Raw genomic sequence first — 15,868 nt, forward strand, 5'->3', positions numbered from 1 at the left:
TGCCTATTTCGGGTTTGGCGCGGAAGCGTTGCATCTGCTCGATCTTGCGGGTTCAGACACCTCGGATGGTGAACTAGTGGCTGCCATCGCGCGTATTATTGACCAAGAACCAGCCCGCGCGCCAGGGCCGTTTGACGGGCAGCAAAGATGTAACTCCGACTCTGCGCTTTGGGGTCTGTTGTCCGCGGGTCGGCTGGCCCCCGATGCGAAATTGAATGCGATTGAGCAATCCTACTCAAAGCTACCGCTCCATCTTCGCAAACATCTGGGACCAAGATTGTCTGAGATTTTGGTTGAAGCTGATGAATTGGAGGCCTCGCGCCGTGTGTTGCGCGCCATCGAGCGGGGCGAAGCGAAGCCGGGCCCGGATGTCACGCTTGCCAAGGCGGAAATAGCCCAGTCGGAAGGAGAACAGGAACGCACAGACGCGTTGTTGACAGAAGTTGTCACCACAGCCGAGGCCGTAGAAGATGCACCGCTGGCGCTGGCGCGATTGATCGAAAAACGCTGGTTTGATCGGGGTACGATCACTCCAAAAGAAGTGGAATTGGCCGCCGCATATGAGGTTGAACTGCGCCGGTCCAAGATGGGGCCGATGATGGCGCGGGCGCATGTTCTGGCCCTGGCTCTGAGTCAAGATTTCGCCACGGCTCACAAACGTTTAGACGCTGCACCAGATGACAAAGACTGGCAGCGCACACGTCATCAGGTTCTGGATCTTGTGACTGAGCGGGCAGATGATATCACCTTTCTGGGACGTGCGCTAAACATGAGCGCCGCCGCGCATAAGAAATTGCCGCAGAAATCTGTTGCATCCATTTCTGCCCGCCTGGTCGATCTGGGCTTTCTCAAGCGCGCGGCTGAGATAACTGCGACGATCAATACCACCAATGCCGAAGATGCAAACAGAAGGTTACGCGCGCGTATCTCCTTGGAGGAGGGATCTCCCAATCAGGCGCTGCTTACGCTTTCGCGCGATGAATCAGACGAAGCGCGGCTATTGCGGGCAGAGGCCATGATTCTGGGCGAGAATTATGAAGGCGCGGCGCAGGTTTGCAGGACTTGGGTCAAAGCGAGAGCGCTGCGCGCTATCTCTGGCTTTCGGGCGCGGCGGTTGAGGATCTGCCGGAGACCAGCGAGCCATATCGCAATCTATCTCAATTGAGCGCGGCTTTGGCGACACCGATGCGACGCGCTTCGGATACTCCGCTTGCCGATGCTGAAACTTTGTTGAAACAGAGTGACGCAACTCGCAGTCAGATCTCTGAGATGTTCACTCTATTGGACGATTTACACAGGTCAGATGAGGCTGTGTTGGAATAGCGGGAAAGCTTGTTTTTGTCTCTAATACGGGAAAAAGTTCCATTTTTTTCTGATCGGTCATATTCCAGGCGGATCGTAAATAAGATGTGCGAGGTCGGAAAACCGGGTTTGTTTTGAAGGTAGAGACAACACGGTCGCGCAGATCTGAGAGGCTCTGGTCCGGCCTAACACCGGCACGACAAATTCATTGAATTTGGCGACAATTTCATCCCGGCCAAGCGGCTCTTCTGCTCCGCCACGCGCGTTGATGTCGCCGGACTCATAGACCTGACCGTCATTCGTCTTCAGCTCGATATCGGCCCATCGGCCCAAAGGGAACCGCGCGTTGTGGCGGTCACGTTCAGAAACGGTGATCCGCTGGACAAGCTTTGCCACCGACGGGTCTGCCAGCCCGGCGCCCGAGATATGTTCGACACCAATGCGACCGTGCACAGCGTGGGTGGCCACCGCAAAAGGCAGCGAATATTGTGCCTGCGATGTTGTCTTTGGCATACCGGGGAACAGGCGGGCGGCCTCATGAAAGCTGAAGACCCTCAGCTCTTTGATCTGCTCATGAGACAGATCGTGTTGCTGCATCAACTGGCGTACTCCGTCAATCGCAGCATGGGCCCAGCGGCAGATCGGATAGGGTTTGATATACTGATCGTCGATCAGCCAATCCGAACCCAGATCCGACCAAAACTGTGCGACATCATCGTCTTCAAGCGTGATGGCAGGTGCACCGGTAAACCCACGCTCTGCCAGAACCGATGCAGACAGGCCCACCATTGCACCCCATCCAGATCCGTCATGCAACATTGTTGGATTTGCGATCTCGCGCATCATTTGACTGCGCGGACCATGATATTCAGCGATCCCCAGAGCATGGCGCAACTGATCTGGGGTCTGCCCGCGCAGCCGTGCAGCCATGGCCGCCACTCCCAGCGCGTTCCAAGCTCCTGATGTGTGATAGTCGCTGACGCTGTGATGCAAAGCCAAACCCGCGCGCCCGGCAATCTCGTAACCTATTGTCATGGCGGCCAAGGCCTCGGGCCCGCTCAACTCTGGTCGCTGCTCGGCCAAAGCGGCCAAAGCTGGCACGATTGCAACGCCGATATGGCCCTTGGTGGGGTTGTATCCGTCATGAGCGTCGAGGTTGTCAGTCTGCGTCGCTGTCGCATAGGCCGCCCCCGCCAAACTGACCCGGCGCCCGTCGAACAACATGCCTGCTGAAAATGCTGGATCGGAACTGGCGTAGAGCAATGCCGCTGTGTCGCGTGCGATCACACCAGCCTCCATCGGGACCGCACCAATCAGAACACCCAGCGTATCCAGAAAAAGCAAAGCTGCGGTTTCTTGCGTCGACTCTGGTATCGCATTGGTTGGAGTATTCAGCGTCAGCTCGGCGACGCGGCCAAACGTATCGTTCATGATCAAACCCCCAAACAAGTGCATGTACAGGAATTCAGCCACAGGACCGGCCGGGAATATGATCTGATCCCGACGTGAAATGTCGAGAACCGCGCGGATTAGACGAAATAGACCCGAAAGTCTGACAAATTCAGGCTCTGAATCAGCAAATTTGTGCTCAATGACAAAAAACGCGCAAAGACGTGAATCCGTTTGGGTTGAATTGCCAAAATCGCACCCTTCATTGAGGTAAGACACGCAAAAATGCGTGCACGCGAAGTCGAATAACGACGGGACAGGCTGTTTGGGTATCGGCAAATCAAGTGTCGAAACTGACGGTATTCTTGAAAAAGTTCCACAAATGTTCTATATTTGTTCCTGTGTGGAGCGGAGGTATTCGAGCGATGACAAATGCTGCCCGTCAAAGCTGGTTCGATGCACCCAGCAACGACTACCACCTGTTACCGGTCACCGACCGGCAAATGCGCTATGCCCGTGCCATTGCAGAAAAATCAGCCCTGGATATCCCGGTTGAGGCGCAACGCGATCGGAATTCCATGTCTGCCTGGATTTCAGCTCATAAACCGGAAGACACGTCACCGTTTGCGAACTACCCAACAGGCAAACAGATTGCTTTTGCGGAACGTATCTCTCGCAGCAAACGGCGACCGATCCCTGCGGAATGCTTCAAAGACAAGCAGCTGATGTCGCGCTGGATCGATCAGAACAAGTAGATCTGCTTCGCTTCTTTCAATGATTGTGTTCGCGAGAATAGATAGCAACAGCCGCCGCGACGAACATGCCCAGCAGGATGTAGCCCGTCACCGCTTCGGCCACGGCCAACCCGCGGCACAGACCGGTTGGAGACATGTCGCCATACCCGACTGTGGTGAAAGTAACATAAGAGAAATACAGAATATCCGCCGGTCCACCCGCGCCAACGACGCAGTTGTCGTTATAGCCAAACGCGCCATAAACAGCGGCAAACAGGAAGGGGACAACCTGAATAAAGGAAATCCCCATCAGCAATAGCAACCGCCGCGGCGATTTGACCTGAGTAACGTAGAACCAGGATTGCGACGCGATCCAGATCAGCAAACCGACCGACGCCAGGGTTCCGATTGTATCGCCTGCGGTGGTCTCATTCAGGCGCGACAGGCCAAACCACGCGATAAAGCTGGCCAGCATCAGCCCAAGCGCTGCGAGTAGAGTGGATTTCCATTCCTCAAGGGTTCTGGGTTCGCGGGACATGAACGCTCCGGCACGGGGTTACAAGCGGGATCATCTGGAATTCAAAACTCGGCTGCAAGCCAAATTCAGTCCGTTCCCAAATGCTCACCCCCGCGTTTGCGGGCCAAGAGAATCTGTTTTTGGCGTTCGCGAAACCGCATCTTGTCCTGTTCCGAGGTCTCATCAACACACTGATGACAGGCAACACCATGTTCGTATTCAGTGCGCTTTACATCTTCAGGCAGGATTGGGCGGCGGCACCCGTGACACAGTTTGTGCGGCCCTTCGACCAGACCGTGGCCCACGGAAACGCGGTTGTCGAAGACAAAGCACTCACCTTGCCAAGTGCTTTCCTCAGCGGGCATTTCCTCGAGATAGCGCAAAATCCCACCTTTGAGGTGATAGACATCCTCGACCCCCTGCCCCAACAGATAATTGGTGGACTTTTCGCACCGGATACCACCGGTACAGAACATGGCCACGCGCTTGTTGTGGAACCGGTCTTTGTTGGCCTCCCACCAGGTCGGAAATTCGCGGAAACTGGCTGTCTCAGGGTCTATTGCGCCTTCAAATGTCCCAATCGCCACCTCATAGTCGTTGCGCGTGTCGATCACCACCACATCGTCAGAGCGGATAAGTTCGTTCCAATCCTCTGGTTCGACGTAATGTCCGACACTGGCCCGTGGATCGACATCGGGTTGCCCCATGGTGACGATCTCTTTCTTCAGCCGCACTTTCATTTTGCCAAAGGGCGGGTGATCCGACGTCGCCTCTTTCCATTCCAGATCTGCGCAACCAGGCAGCGCACGGATATGGGCCAGGACCGCGTCGATGCCAGCGCGAGGACCGGCAATTGTCCCGTTGATGCCTTCGCGTGCCAGCAGCAAGGTACCTTTGACCTTCTGGGCGCGGCACAACTCGATCAATGCAGGACGCAAAGCATCGGGATTATAGAAACGCGTAAAGTGATAGAGAGCAGCGATAGTATACATGCGCGCGATCTACTCCTGACGCGGATCAGACGCAAGAGACCGCATTGACCTAGCCCGTCCGGCCACCTACCGATACATGCAGTAACAGGAGACCGAAATGACCCATGCTCTGATCGTGATCGACGTACAGAATGATTTCTGCCCGGGTGGTGCTTTGGCCGTCGCGGGCGGGGACGAAATCGTTGCGCCGATCAACGCCATGATGGATGATTTTGAGGCCGTGATCCTGACGCAAGACTGGCATCCGGCGGGTCATTCCTCATTCGCCAGTTCGCATCCGGACAAATCACCTTTTGAAATGACTGAAATGCCATATGGACCGCAGGTCCTTTGGCCCGACCACTGCGTTCAAGGCACCAACGGCGCGGCGTTTCACTCTGGCCTTCGCACAGATGCAGATCTGATTATCCGCAAAGGGTTCCGGCCCGCGATCGACAGCTATTCGGCGTTTTTCGAGAATGACCAGTCAACGCCCACGGGGCTGCAAGGCTATCTGAACACACGCGGGATCACCGCGTTGTCGATGGTTGGCCTGGCCACGGATTTCTGCGTTCATTTCTCAGCCGTTGATGCCGCAAGGCTTGGCTTTGACGTCACCGTGCGTCTTGATGCATGTCGCGCCATTGATATGGACGGATCTTTGGCCGCTGCCGAACAGGCTATGCGGGAAGCCGGTGTGAAACTGATCTGAGATCAGGGGTTTGCACCTTGTGCAGCCAGCAATTTTAGCAGCGCAAACAGAATCAGGGCGACACCAATCGCAATCCCAATCTTAGCCGCAATCGGGCGGCGTTGCGGCTGCGTTTCTGTTTGATCGGCGACCGGCGCAAATTCCTTACGTCCAGATGCCGGCAGAGGCTGCGCGTTTCGGGTCTGTTCCAGAAAAGACCAAAAGTCGAAATCCCCACAGTATTCGCCCTGAACACCCATGTTGCGAATATTGGTAAACAGCCGCTTTAGCACGCGCTGGCGCGCTTCGGCGTCTTCTGCGCGGTAGAAGCCTCTTCCAACACCGGTCTCACGCGTTTCCAGGCTGAAACCCGACTCCAGGAATATCCTGCGGATCTTGGGAGACGCAGAGCGAAGCGCTTCAGCTGTTTGGAAGTCGCGGAAGACCGCGCGCACGGGGCGCGTTCCTGTCATCGACGCGAAACCATGTTCCGGGTCAACCTCATCAGGCGCAATCGTTACAATATCAAAGTCGTAATTCAGACTCATCCACAACTCTTAACTTTCACCATCCCGCCCATAACCTACTGGGCAAGGAGCACTCGTATTAAGCCCGCAATGTGACTTGTCCTTGGCATTGTTCCCAATTCCGCGACTCTTGCCAATTGCCGTTCAGATTGATCTAACGACAGAAATGGCAGGAGCTCCTCATGGTCGACATAGCGACACGGGTGTACAATCATAAATGGAAAATTGACCCAATTGTACGTTCTTTAATCGACACAGACTTCTACAAACTGCTCATGTGCCAGTCAGTGTTTCGAAATAAGCCCCAAACGGATGTGGTTTTTTCGCTGATTAATCGGTCGAATCACGTTCCGCTCGCCCGATTGATAGACGAAGGTGAGCTGCGCGAGCAACTTGATCACATTCGGTCGCTCAGCCTGAGCCGTGGTGAAAGCACCTGGCTAAGGGGCAATATGTTCTATGGAAAACGGCAGATGTTCCGCTCGGATTTCATGGAATGGTTCGAGAATATGCGCCTGCCCGCCTATCATCTTGAGCGCCGCGGGGATCAGTATGAACTGACATTCGAAGGCAAATGGCACGAGGTCATGCTGTGGGAAATCCCGGCCCTGGCCGCATTGATGGAGCTGCGGTCGCGCGCTGTTCTGAATGGCATGCGCCGGTTCGAACTGCAGGTGCTGTATGCCCGCGCGATGACACGCGTGTGGGAAAAAATCGAGAAACTGCGTCAAATCGATGGTCTGGGAATCGCTGATTTCGGCACCCGGAGGCGCCACTCATTCCTGTGGCAGGATTGGTGCGTGCAGGCCATGATCGAAGGATTGGGATCTGCCTTTTCCGGCACATCCAATTGCCTGATCGCGATGCGGCGCGAGGTTGAGGCCATCGGAACGAACGCGCATGAGTTGCCCATGGTCTATTCCGCGCTGGCCGATACGGATGCGGAACTGGCCCAGGCGCCCTATGACGTTCTAAGTGATTGGCACGATGAACACGAAGGGAACCTGCGTATCATCCTGCCCGACACCTATGGTACCAAGGGCTTTCTGGATCGCGCGCCAGATTGGCTGGCGGGTTGGACAGGTATTCGCATCGACAGCGGCGATCCGGCCGCCGCAGCTGAAATTGCCATAGACTGGTGGAAGGATCGTGGCGAGGATCCGACGCAAAAACGTGTCATTTTCTCGGACGGGCTGGATGCGGACAAGATCAAAGAGCTACACAGACAGTTCTCCGGGCGGGTCAATGTCTCATTTGGATGGGGCACGCTGCTGACCAATGACTTTCGCGGCTTGGTACCCGATGACGCGCTCGCACCGTTTTCACTGGTGTGCAAGGCGGTGTCAGCCAATGGTCGGCCGACGGTGAAACTGTCGGACAACCCGGAAAAGGCCATGGGCCCCAAAGACCAGATCGAACGCTATAAACGGGTGTTTGGCGTCGGCGCGCAGCAGGCGATCGAGGTCATCGTCTAGCCGTGATAGGCAGCCACCGTTTTCAGTTGCGAAAAGCCATAGAGCGCCTCGAACCCTTTTTCGCGGCCATGCCCGGATTTTCCGACGCCACCGAAAGGAAGCTCAACCCCGCCTCCAGCGCCATAGTTGTTGATATAGATCTGCCCGGAGTGCAGCGCTTTGGCCAGACGCATCTGGCGGGCGCCGTCCCGTGTCCAGATGCTGGCGACAAGGCCGTATTCGGTGGAGTTCGCTATGGTTAGAGCCTGTTCTTCCGTTTCAAACGGGATCATAACCTGCACGGGGCCAAAGATTTCATCCCGGGCCAGAACGTGATCAGGTGGTACATCGGCAAACAGTGTAGGTTGGATATAGGCGCCGCCTTCTGGTGCGTCGCCAACAATTTCACCCTGCGCGGCAACCGTCAGATCCGCGCCCTTTTCTAGGAACGCGCTGACAATCTGTTTCTGCCGCTCCGAGATCAATGGCCCAACCCGCAGGTCTTGCATCGCAGGGCCAACAGTCAGCGCCCCATAGGCCTCGGCCATGCGAGTTTTGACCTGCTCATAGACCCGGCGCTGCACCAGAATCCGCGAAGAGGCTGAACAGGTTTGCCCCGCATTCTGAATGCCTGCATTCACCAGAAAAGGCAGCGCCGCATCCAGATCGGCATCGTCAAATACCAGTTGAGGGGATTTCCCGCCCAGCTCCAGGGTCACCGGCACCACGTTTCGCCCGGCGGCTTGCTGGACCAAAGCGCCCGTGGCCACTGATCCAGTGAACGAGATATGGTTGACGCCCGGATGCCCCGACAGGGCGGCCCCGGCCTCGGCGCCCAATCCGGGCACGACATTCAGCGCTCCGGCGGGCAGCCCGGCCTCGACCGCCAGATGCGCAAAGGCAAGTGCCGTCAAACAGGCCTCTTCCGCCGGTTTCAAAACGCAGGCATTGCCCATTGCAAGCGCCGCCCCGACCGAGCGTCCGATGATCTGCATCGGATAGTTCCACGGCACGATATGGCCGGTCACCCCATGCGGTTCGCGCAGGGTGTAAACGGTGTAGCCATCCAGATAGGGGATCGTTTCACCCATCACCTTATCGGCAGCACCGCCGTAGAACTCGCAATACCGCGCCAGCGCGATGGCGTCGGCACGCGCCTGCGTCAGCGGCTTGCCCACATCCAGCGCTTCCAGCGCGGCCAGAGCCTCGACCCGGTCCAGTACCAATTGCCCCAATCGGGTCAGAATGCGACCCCGCTCTAACGCGGTCATGCGCCCCCATTCCCCGTTCATCGTCGATCTCGCCGCCACAACCGCAGCATCGATATCATCAGACGACCCGCGCGCGATTTGGCAGATTTCGCCCCCATCCGAGGGATTGATCAAAGCAAGCAACTGGCCAGAGCGCGCCGGAACCCAATCTCCTCCGATCAGGCACAAGCTAGGGTCAAACCATGGCTGCTGGGTCATTTTGCTCTCCGTTTCGTCTCTAACAAGGTCGTTCAGGCGGTTTCTACGTGGATATCTGGTAGTTTTGGCGCGGCGGCGATCAGCGTTTGGGTGTAAGGATGTTGAGGGTTCGAAAACACCTGTCCCGTCTCACCCTGTTCGACGATCTTCCCCGATTGCATCACCAAGACGCGGTCAGTGATGGTGCGTACAACGCTCAGATCGTGGCTGATAAACAGGTAGGTCAGGTCATAGGCGGCGCAGAGTTCGGCCAGCAAATCCAGGATCTGCGCCCGGACCGAGACATCTAGGGCCGAGACCGCCTCGTCAAAGACGATCAGTTCGGGGCGCGTGATCAGCGCGCGCGCAATGGCAATACGCTGTCTTTGCCCGCCCGAGAATTCATGGATGTACTTCCCCGCATCATTGGGGCGGAGGCCCACGGCGGTCAGCATTTCAGCGATACGCTCTTGTCGTTCTGTCCCAGTCGGCGGTACTTCCAGCAAGTGAAACGGCTCTGTGATCAGCCGGGCAACCCGGTGGCGTGGATTGAAACTGCCATAGGGATCCTGAAACACCACCTGCATTTTGCGACGCACGGCCAAGTTGGGCCGGTGACCAGAAAAGACCGGCTGCCCATCCAAGAGGATTTGCCCGGATTGCACCTCTTCTAAACCCAAAATCGCCCGCGTTAGGGTCGATTTTCCACAGCCGGACTCGCCAACCAGGCCCAACCGCTCACCACGGTTCAGGGTAAAGCTGACGCCGTCAACCGCACGGTGAGAACCCGGGGTGTCGAACAGCCCTGTGCGCGGTAGGCGGTATTCCCTGACAACTTGTGTGACCTCCAGCAGCGGTTGCGGGCTTGCCGGATCAGGCAGGTTGACCTGATGATCCGACGCCTCGAACAGCATCCGGGTGTAGGGGTGTTGCATATTTTGCAATAGGTGCTGGGTCGCCCCACGCTCGACCACTTCGCCATGGCGCATGACCGTGATCTGATCGGCCATTTCGGCCACTACGGCCAGATCATGAGTGATCATCAGCAAGCCCATACCATATTCGCGCACGAGGTCTTTCAGCAGATCAAGGATCTGGGCTTGTGTGGTCACGTCCAGCGCGGTTGTTGGCTCATCCGCGATCAGCAGCTTGGGGCGCAGCGCGATGGCCATGGCGATGACTACGCGCTGACGTTGCCCACCCGACAATTCGTGCGGATAGCGACCAAGGGGAAAGCGGTCTGGTGGCAGACCGACGCGTTCCAACACCTCTTGGGCGCGCGCACGCGCCCGAGCCGGTGGCATGGCTTTATGGATCAGGATGGTTTCCATCACCTGATCGCCAATGGTTTTCACCGGGTTCAGCGCTGTCATCGGCTCTTGAAACACCATGCCAATCGCAGCCCCGCGTAGGGCACACATCTGGGCCTCGGGGCGATGCAAAAGCGCCTGACCGTCCAGTTCGATTGTCCCAGTCGCGTCGGCTCCGTTCGGCAAAAGTTGCATCACAGCAAGCGCAGTCATCGACTTGCCAGACCCGCTTTCACCGGTGACCGCCACGATCTGACCCGGATCGATGGAAAGGCTGACATCCTTCAGGATCGGCTGGCCGTGAATCGACAACGAGAGGTTCTGGATCTGAAGCAAACTCACGCCCGTGCCACCCGAATTCTTGGGTCCAGCCAGTCGCGGAGCCCATCGCCCAACAGGTTCAATCCGAGCACAGTGACAATGATCGCCAGACCGGGAATCAGAGCCAAATGTGGGGCAAAACTGACCATTGTCTGCGCATCGGCCAGCATCCGCCCCCAACTGGGCGTGGGCGGCTGCGCGCCCAGACCGACATAGGACAGCCCCGCCTCGGCCAGGATACCCAGGCTGAACTGGATGGTGCCCTGAACGATCAACAGGTTGGCCACATTGGGCAGGATATGTTCCGCCGATATCCGCGCGGCACCTTTGCCCGCCACACGCGCGGCCAGAATAAACTCTCGCTCCCACAAGGACAGGGCCGCGCCTCGGGTGATGCGGGCGAAGACGGGGATATTGAAGATGCCGATGGCGATGATTGCGTTAATCGCACCCGCACCAAAGACGGCAGTAATCAGGATCGCAATGACCAGCGAGGGGAAGGCAAAGACCAGGTCATTACCGCGCATGATCACTTCATCCAGCCACGAACCTTTGCGCGCTGCAGCGGTCAGGCCCAAGGGTACGCCCAGCGCCATGCCGATGCCGACCGCCACCAAGGCCACGGCGATCGAGGTGCGCGCACCCACCATGATCATCGTGAACATGTCACGCCCGAAATGGTCGGTGCCGAACCAGTGTTGCGCGTTCGGAGGCTGCAACTTGTCGGGGATATTCAGCGCGGCGTGGTCATAGGGCGTCCAGACGAATGATACCAGCGCGGCAAGCACCACCAGAGACGACAGCGCCGAACCAAGGATCAGGTTGCGGCTCATGTCCTGCTCCTCAGCCTTGGGTCAACGGCGGCGTAAGCGAGGTCGACCAGGAAATTCACCGTGATTACCGCGAAGACCAGCAGCATGACCACGGATTCGACCACGATCAGGTCGCGGGCCGAGATCGCCTGAAACACCAGCCGTCCCAGTCCCGGCAGATAGAACACCTGTTCGATGATGATCGAGCCAGCCAGCAGGAACGAGAATTGCAACCCGATGATGGTCAGCACCGGGATCAGAGCGTTGCGCACGCCGTGCCGCCACAGCGCTTGGCGACGCGTGAGACCCTTGGCGCGAGCGGTGCGCATGAAATCTTCGGCCAGTATGTCCAGCAGCGACGACCGCATGACGCGCGCGAGGATCGCCGCCTGTGGCAAGGCAAGTGCAATCGCGGGCAGGGTCAATGAATGCAGGCCGGTCCAGAACCCATTGTCCCAACCCGCGAAGCCTCCGGCATTGAACCAGCGCAGGTTGATAGCAAAGATCAGCACCAGCATCATAGCAAACCAGAAATTTGGAACGGCGATGCCCAGCTGCGTTGCGCCCATCACTGTCAGATCACCCGGTTTGCCCCGACGTGCAGCGGCGTAGATCCCCGCTGGAAAAGCAATGAGGGTCGACATTGTCAGCGCATAAAGCGCCAGCGGCAGCGACACCCATAACCTGTCAGCAATCATCTGCGAAACCGGCGTGCGATAGGTGTAGGAGGTGCCGAAATCTCCGACCAGCATCCCGCTGATCCAGTTGAAATACCGCTGGGTTTTTGACACGTCCAATCCCAGTTCGGCCCGCAGTGCCGCCAATGTATCCTCTTGCGCATTGACCCCCAGCATGAACGAGGCCGGATCACCCGGTGCAACCTCGATCACAGCGAAAATGACAACCGAGGCAACGGCCAGGCTGACAAGCAAGGATAGCAATCGTTTGAGAGTGTAGCGCAGCATTACGGCCACGTTAGGGGCGCGGGTCGGGCGGGTCCAGCATTATGACCCGCCCGATTTGGTTATTCGCTCCAGCTGATGGCGCTCAGGTCGATGGCCGCTGTGGGAGCGTTCTCCCACAGGCCCTGAACGCCTGCTTTGGCCACCCCAAGCTTGGCCAGTTGGAACAGGTAGCCGTTGACATAGTCATCCGCGATCAGACGCTGCGCCTCACCCATCAGCCGGGTACGTTCATCCGGATCCGTCGTCGAGTTCAGTGTGTCCATCAGCGCCTGAAAATCCGTGCTATCGTACTGAAAATAGTATTCAGGCCGCGCATAGATGCCGATATCCATCGGTTCGGTATGGCTGACGATCGTCAGGCCAAATTCTTTGCCTTTGAACACTGATTCCAGCCATTGGGCCCATTCCACATTGATGATCTCGGCCTTGATCCCGACCTCGGCCAGCTGAGCCGCGATGATCTCACCACCCCGGCGCGCATAGGATGGCGGCGGCAAGTGCAATGTGGTTTCAAACCCATCGGCAAAACCTGCCTCGGCCAACATCGCTTTGGCTTTTTCGGGGTCATAAGCCGAATTTCCTGTCAGATCGACATAAGCCGGGTTGTGCGGTGCAAAATGGGTGCCGATCGGCGTGCCATATCCAAACATTGCCCCGTCAATGATGGCTTGCCGGTCAATCGCGTGGGCAAGTGCTTGGCGCACACGAATGTCGTCAAACGGTGCTTGTTTGTTGTTTGTGGACAGGATCGTTTCGCCTTCTGTCGATCCGACCAACACCTGAAAGCGTGGATCTGCTTCGAACTGCGGAAGGTTTTCAGGTGCCGGGAAATTGTCGAACACGTCCACATCTTCGGCCATCATCGCCGAGAACGCCGCAGTTGGGTCCGAGATGAACTTGAAGGTTGCAGTCTCTAATGCGGGCTGATCGCCCCAGTAATTTGGGTTGCGGTTTAGCGTGATGCTGTCGCCTTGCACCCAGTCGCCAAAGGTATAGGCACCGGTGCCCACTGGGTTGGTCTTGATGTCATCAATGCTTTCGGGTGCGACAATGACTGCATCGCCCCAGGCCAGGTTAAACAGGAAATTGCCGTTCGGCTCGGACAGGGTGATCTTGACCGTTAAGGGATCAACAACCTCGACGCTTTCGATCCCGGCAAACAGCGCCTTTTGAGCGTTGGCACTGTCTTCTGCTGTCGCGCGGTCCAGACTGAACTTGACGTCTTCGGCATCCATCGTCGATCCGTCATGAAACGTCACCCCGTCGCGCAGCGTAAAGGTGTAAACGGTGCCGTCATCCGAAATCTCCCACCCTTCGGCAAGGCCCGGAACCACAGATCCGTCGCCCATAAATCGGGTGAGGCCTTCGAAGATGTTGGTGTAGACCACCGAATCAATGGCCTGCGCTGCGGCGCTGGTCGGGTCCAGATGCGGTGGCTCAAGCTGCATCGCGATGGTGATGTCCGATTTCGCCAGCGCCTGTGACGCAAGCAATGTAGCGCCCAGCGCAAGGGCTGATGCGCAGGTGCGGACCGAGTACAGTGTCATGGCAATTACTCCCCATTGGAACAGGTTAGGCCGCTGGTTACGGCTCTGTCTGAGACCAATGTTCCTTTAAACCTTGGGTCAATCAAGAAAATGTTCGCGCAACCGGGCTTTCGCTGCACCTGCGGCATCTGCTATGCCGCGCCGCAGTATAACCCCGGAGGAGCGATCATGAGCGCCACGGCCCGCAAAAAAGCCCCCAACGCCGAAGACATTCGCGCCCGCAAAGGTGACCTGCCTCTGGTCAGTCTGACAGCTTATACGACGCCAATGGCACGGCTGATGGATGACCATTGTGACTTTGTGCTGGTGGGCGATAGCGTTGGCATGGTGCTGCATGGGCTCGACTCCACCCTTGGCGTATCCATGGAGATGATGATCTTGCACGGTCAGGCGGTTTCCCGGGGTTTGGAGAAGGCGATGATGGTCATCGACATGCCATTCGCCAGTTACGAGCATGACCCGGCCGAGGCGTTTCGCAATGCCGCCCGTCTGATGGCCGAAACCAGGGCCGGGGCGGTTAAGCTGGAGGGCGGCGTCGAAATGGCTGAAACCATCCGCTTTCTGGTTCAACGCGGCATTCCGGTAATGGCCCACATCGGGCTGACTCCACAGTCGATCAACACTTTGGGCGGATACAAGGTTCAGGGGCGCGATGATCAAGCAGACGCGGTCTTGGCCGATGCCCGTGCCGTAGCGGAAGCAGGCGCGTTTTCCGTTGTTTTAGAGAAGATTCCGCAGGGATTGGCCGACAAAATCACAGCCGAAATTCCAATCCCCACGATTGGCATCGGCGCGTCTGCCGGGTGTGACGGGCAAATCCTGGTGGTCGACGATATGGTTGGCTTTTTCACCGCGTTTAAGCCGAAATTCGTCAAACGCTATGCCGAGCTTGGGCCTCTGGCCGAGGCTGCCATCGCAGAATACGCAGCCGAAGTGCGTGACCGCAGCTTTCCTGCGGCGGAACATGTCTTCGCGGATCAGGCCCCTGCCAAAGGTATCAAGTCATGACCGTGCCCATTCTACGCAAGCTTTCGGAACTACGCACCCTGACCCGCGACTGGCAACGCAAGGATGAAGTGATTGGGGTTGTTCCGACAATGGGCGCCTTGCACCAGGGTCACCTGTCGTTGGTCGAGGCCGCCAAGTCCGGGTGTGACCGGGTGATCGTGACGATCTTTGTGAACCCCAAACAGTTCAACAACCCCGAGGATCTGGCGAACTATCCGCGGACCGAGCTTGAAGATGCACAAAAGTTGCTGCCCTATAAGGTCGATGCGATCTATGTACCCGACCCGGATGAGATCTATCCCCAAGGGTTTTCGACCACAGTGACCGTGGGCGGATTGACTGATGTAATGGAAGGTCCGTTTCGACCGGGACATTTTGAAGGGGTGACCACTGTTGTGGCGAAACTCTTCCTGCAAACTCAGGCGGATCGAGCCTATTTCGGGGAAAAAGACTATCAGCAGCTGCTTGTTGTGCGCCGTATGGCACGGGATCTCGACATCCCGATTGAGGTTATCGGATGCCCAACTGTGCGTGAACCTTCCGGCCTTGCGATGTCGTCGCGCAATCTACGTTTGTCTCAAGAGGGGCTGGCGATAGCAGCGCACAAACATGCGATCATGAAAAGAACCGCTGCAAAACTGTCTGCTGGACACGATTTTGCCGATCTGGCAGAGCAGGCCAAGACCGATTTGATCCGGGCAGGATTCACCGAAATCGAGTATTTCGACCTGCGCTGCGCCGAAACGCTTGAGGCTTTGACCAAAGCCAGCAGGCCCGCGCGTCTGTTTGTGACGGCCTGGGCAGATGGCGTCCGACTGATCGACAATATCGCTGTTGACCCCGCCTGATTTCTGCTCTGGCCCCTGCGGCAG

The 15,868-nt window shown here is 57.4% G+C and carries 15 protein-coding genes; 6 read left to right on the top strand and 9 right to left on the bottom strand.

What is annotated here, in order from left to right; genetic code table 11:
* Window positions 1-277 precede the first annotated feature (277 nt).
* Complete coding sequence (locus tag GOX45_RS13345) at window positions 278-1,165, top strand: hypothetical protein (protein WP_171101638.1); 888 nt, start codon at window positions 278-280, stop codon at window positions 1,163-1,165.
* A gap of 215 nt (window positions 1,166-1,380) precedes the next feature.
* Here GOX45_RS13345 and GOX45_RS13350 read toward each other — a convergent pair whose 3' ends face one another.
* Window positions 1,381-2,733 (bottom strand): MmgE/PrpD family protein, encoded by a 1,353-nt coding sequence (locus tag GOX45_RS13350; protein WP_171101639.1) that lies wholly within the window; start codon window positions 2,731-2,733, stop codon window positions 1,381-1,383.
* Window positions 2,734-3,116: 383 nt separating this feature from the next.
* On the opposite strand from GOX45_RS13350, the gene GOX45_RS13355 reads away from it, so the two are divergent.
* Entirely contained in the window at window positions 3,117-3,446 is a 330-nt protein-coding gene (locus tag GOX45_RS13355) for a hypothetical protein (RefSeq protein ID WP_171101640.1), read from the top strand.
* A gap of 16 nt (window positions 3,447-3,462) precedes the next feature.
* On the opposite strand, the gene GOX45_RS13360 is transcribed toward GOX45_RS13355, so the two are convergent.
* On the bottom strand, window positions 3,463-3,963 hold the full coding sequence (locus GOX45_RS13360) for a potassium channel family protein (protein ID WP_171101641.1): 501 nt from the start codon (window positions 3,961-3,963) through the stop codon (window positions 3,463-3,465).
* Between the two features lie 65 nt (window positions 3,964-4,028).
* On the bottom strand, window positions 4,029-4,934 hold the full coding sequence (locus GOX45_RS13365) for a rhodanese-related sulfurtransferase (RefSeq protein ID WP_171101642.1): 906 nt from the start codon (window positions 4,932-4,934) through the stop codon (window positions 4,029-4,031).
* 97 nt (window positions 4,935-5,031) lie between these two features.
* Here GOX45_RS13365 and pncA point away from each other — a divergent pair, with 97 nt between their 5' ends.
* Complete coding sequence (gene pncA, locus GOX45_RS13370; protein ID WP_171101643.1) at window positions 5,032-5,625, top strand: bifunctional nicotinamidase/pyrazinamidase; 594 nt, start codon at window positions 5,032-5,034, stop codon at window positions 5,623-5,625.
* A gap of 2 nt (window positions 5,626-5,627) precedes the next feature.
* Here pncA and GOX45_RS13375 read toward each other — a convergent pair whose 3' ends face one another.
* Window positions 5,628-6,152, bottom strand: coding sequence for a hypothetical protein (locus GOX45_RS13375; protein WP_171101644.1), 525 nt, complete (start codon window positions 6,150-6,152; stop codon window positions 5,628-5,630).
* A 161-nt stretch (window positions 6,153-6,313) separates the two neighbouring features.
* Between GOX45_RS13375 and pncB the strand changes: the two genes are divergently transcribed.
* Entirely contained in the window at window positions 6,314-7,606 is a 1,293-nt protein-coding gene (gene pncB, locus GOX45_RS13380) for a nicotinate phosphoribosyltransferase (RefSeq protein WP_171101645.1), read from the top strand.
* On the opposite strand, the gene GOX45_RS13385 is transcribed toward pncB, so the two are convergent.
* From GOX45_RS13385 to GOX45_RS13405, 5 genes are read right to left on the bottom strand one after another with little or no spacing between them, the layout of a single operon-like run.
* Entirely contained in the window at window positions 7,603-9,054 is a 1,452-nt protein-coding gene (locus GOX45_RS13385; RefSeq protein WP_171101646.1) for an aldehyde dehydrogenase family protein, read from the bottom strand. The genes pncB and GOX45_RS13385 overlap by 4 nt on opposite strands.
* Before the next feature lie 32 nt (window positions 9,055-9,086).
* Complete coding sequence (locus tag GOX45_RS13390; RefSeq protein WP_171101647.1) at window positions 9,087-10,685, bottom strand: dipeptide ABC transporter ATP-binding protein; 1,599 nt, start codon at window positions 10,683-10,685, stop codon at window positions 9,087-9,089.
* Window positions 10,682-11,497, bottom strand: coding sequence for an ABC transporter permease (locus tag GOX45_RS13395; RefSeq protein ID WP_171101648.1), 816 nt, complete (start codon window positions 11,495-11,497; stop codon window positions 10,682-10,684). The genes GOX45_RS13390 and GOX45_RS13395 overlap by 4 nt, the downstream gene beginning before the upstream one ends.
* A complete protein-coding gene (locus GOX45_RS13400) occupies window positions 11,494-12,441 on the bottom strand; it encodes an ABC transporter permease (RefSeq protein ID WP_171101649.1) in 948 nt (315 codons plus the stop codon). The genes GOX45_RS13395 and GOX45_RS13400 overlap by 4 nt, the downstream gene beginning before the upstream one ends.
* Before the next feature lie 59 nt (window positions 12,442-12,500).
* Window positions 12,501-13,988, bottom strand: a complete 1,488-nt coding sequence (locus tag GOX45_RS13405; protein ID WP_171101650.1) for an ABC transporter substrate-binding protein — start codon at window positions 13,986-13,988, stop codon at window positions 12,501-12,503.
* A gap of 168 nt (window positions 13,989-14,156) precedes the next feature.
* On the opposite strand from GOX45_RS13405, the gene panB reads away from it, so the two are divergent.
* Window positions 14,157-14,996 (top strand): 3-methyl-2-oxobutanoate hydroxymethyltransferase, encoded by an 840-nt coding sequence (gene panB / locus GOX45_RS13410; RefSeq protein WP_171101709.1) that lies wholly within the window; start codon window positions 14,157-14,159, stop codon window positions 14,994-14,996.
* On the top strand, window positions 14,993-15,844 hold the full coding sequence (panC, locus tag GOX45_RS13415) for a pantoate--beta-alanine ligase (RefSeq protein WP_171101651.1): 852 nt from the start codon (window positions 14,993-14,995) through the stop codon (window positions 15,842-15,844). The genes panB and panC overlap by 4 nt, the downstream gene beginning before the upstream one ends.
* Window positions 15,845-15,868 lie beyond the last annotated feature (24 nt).

Source organism: Ruegeria sp. HKCCD7255 (assembly GCF_013031565.1).
Taxonomy (GTDB): Bacteria; Pseudomonadota; Alphaproteobacteria; order Rhodobacterales; family Rhodobacteraceae; genus Ruegeria.

Coding starts and splice junctions, on each gene's coding strand:
- GOX45_RS13360 (WP_171101641.1), bottom strand. CDS start 3,963: ATGTCCCGCGAACCCAGAACCCTTGAGGAATGGAAATCCACTCTACTC.
- GOX45_RS13400 (WP_171101649.1), bottom strand. CDS start 12,441: ATGCTGCGCTACACTCTCAAACGATTGCTATCCTTGCTTGTCAGCCTG.
- GOX45_RS13375 (WP_171101644.1), bottom strand. CDS start 6,152: ATGAGTCTGAATTACGACTTTGATATTGTAACGATTGCGCCTGATGAG.
- pncB (WP_171101645.1), top strand. CDS start 6,314: ATGGTCGACATAGCGACACGGGTGTACAATCATAAATGGAAAATTGAC.
- pncA (WP_171101643.1), top strand. CDS start 5,032: ATGACCCATGCTCTGATCGTGATCGACGTACAGAATGATTTCTGCCCG.
- GOX45_RS13350 (WP_171101639.1), bottom strand. CDS start 2,733: ATGAACGATACGTTTGGCCGCGTCGCCGAGCTGACGCTGAATACTCCA.
- panC (WP_171101651.1), top strand. CDS start 14,993: ATGACCGTGCCCATTCTACGCAAGCTTTCGGAACTACGCACCCTGACC.
- GOX45_RS13355 (WP_171101640.1), top strand. CDS start 3,117: ATGACAAATGCTGCCCGTCAAAGCTGGTTCGATGCACCCAGCAACGAC.
- GOX45_RS13405 (WP_171101650.1), bottom strand. CDS start 13,988: ATGACACTGTACTCGGTCCGCACCTGCGCATCAGCCCTTGCGCTGGGC.
- GOX45_RS13385 (WP_171101646.1), bottom strand. CDS start 9,054: ATGACCCAGCAGCCATGGTTTGACCCTAGCTTGTGCCTGATCGGAGGA.
- panB (WP_171101709.1), top strand. CDS start 14,157: ATGAGCGCCACGGCCCGCAAAAAAGCCCCCAACGCCGAAGACATTCGC.
- GOX45_RS13365 (WP_171101642.1), bottom strand. CDS start 4,934: ATGTATACTATCGCTGCTCTCTATCACTTTACGCGTTTCTATAATCCC.
- GOX45_RS13395 (WP_171101648.1), bottom strand. CDS start 11,497: ATGAGCCGCAACCTGATCCTTGGTTCGGCGCTGTCGTCTCTGGTGGTG.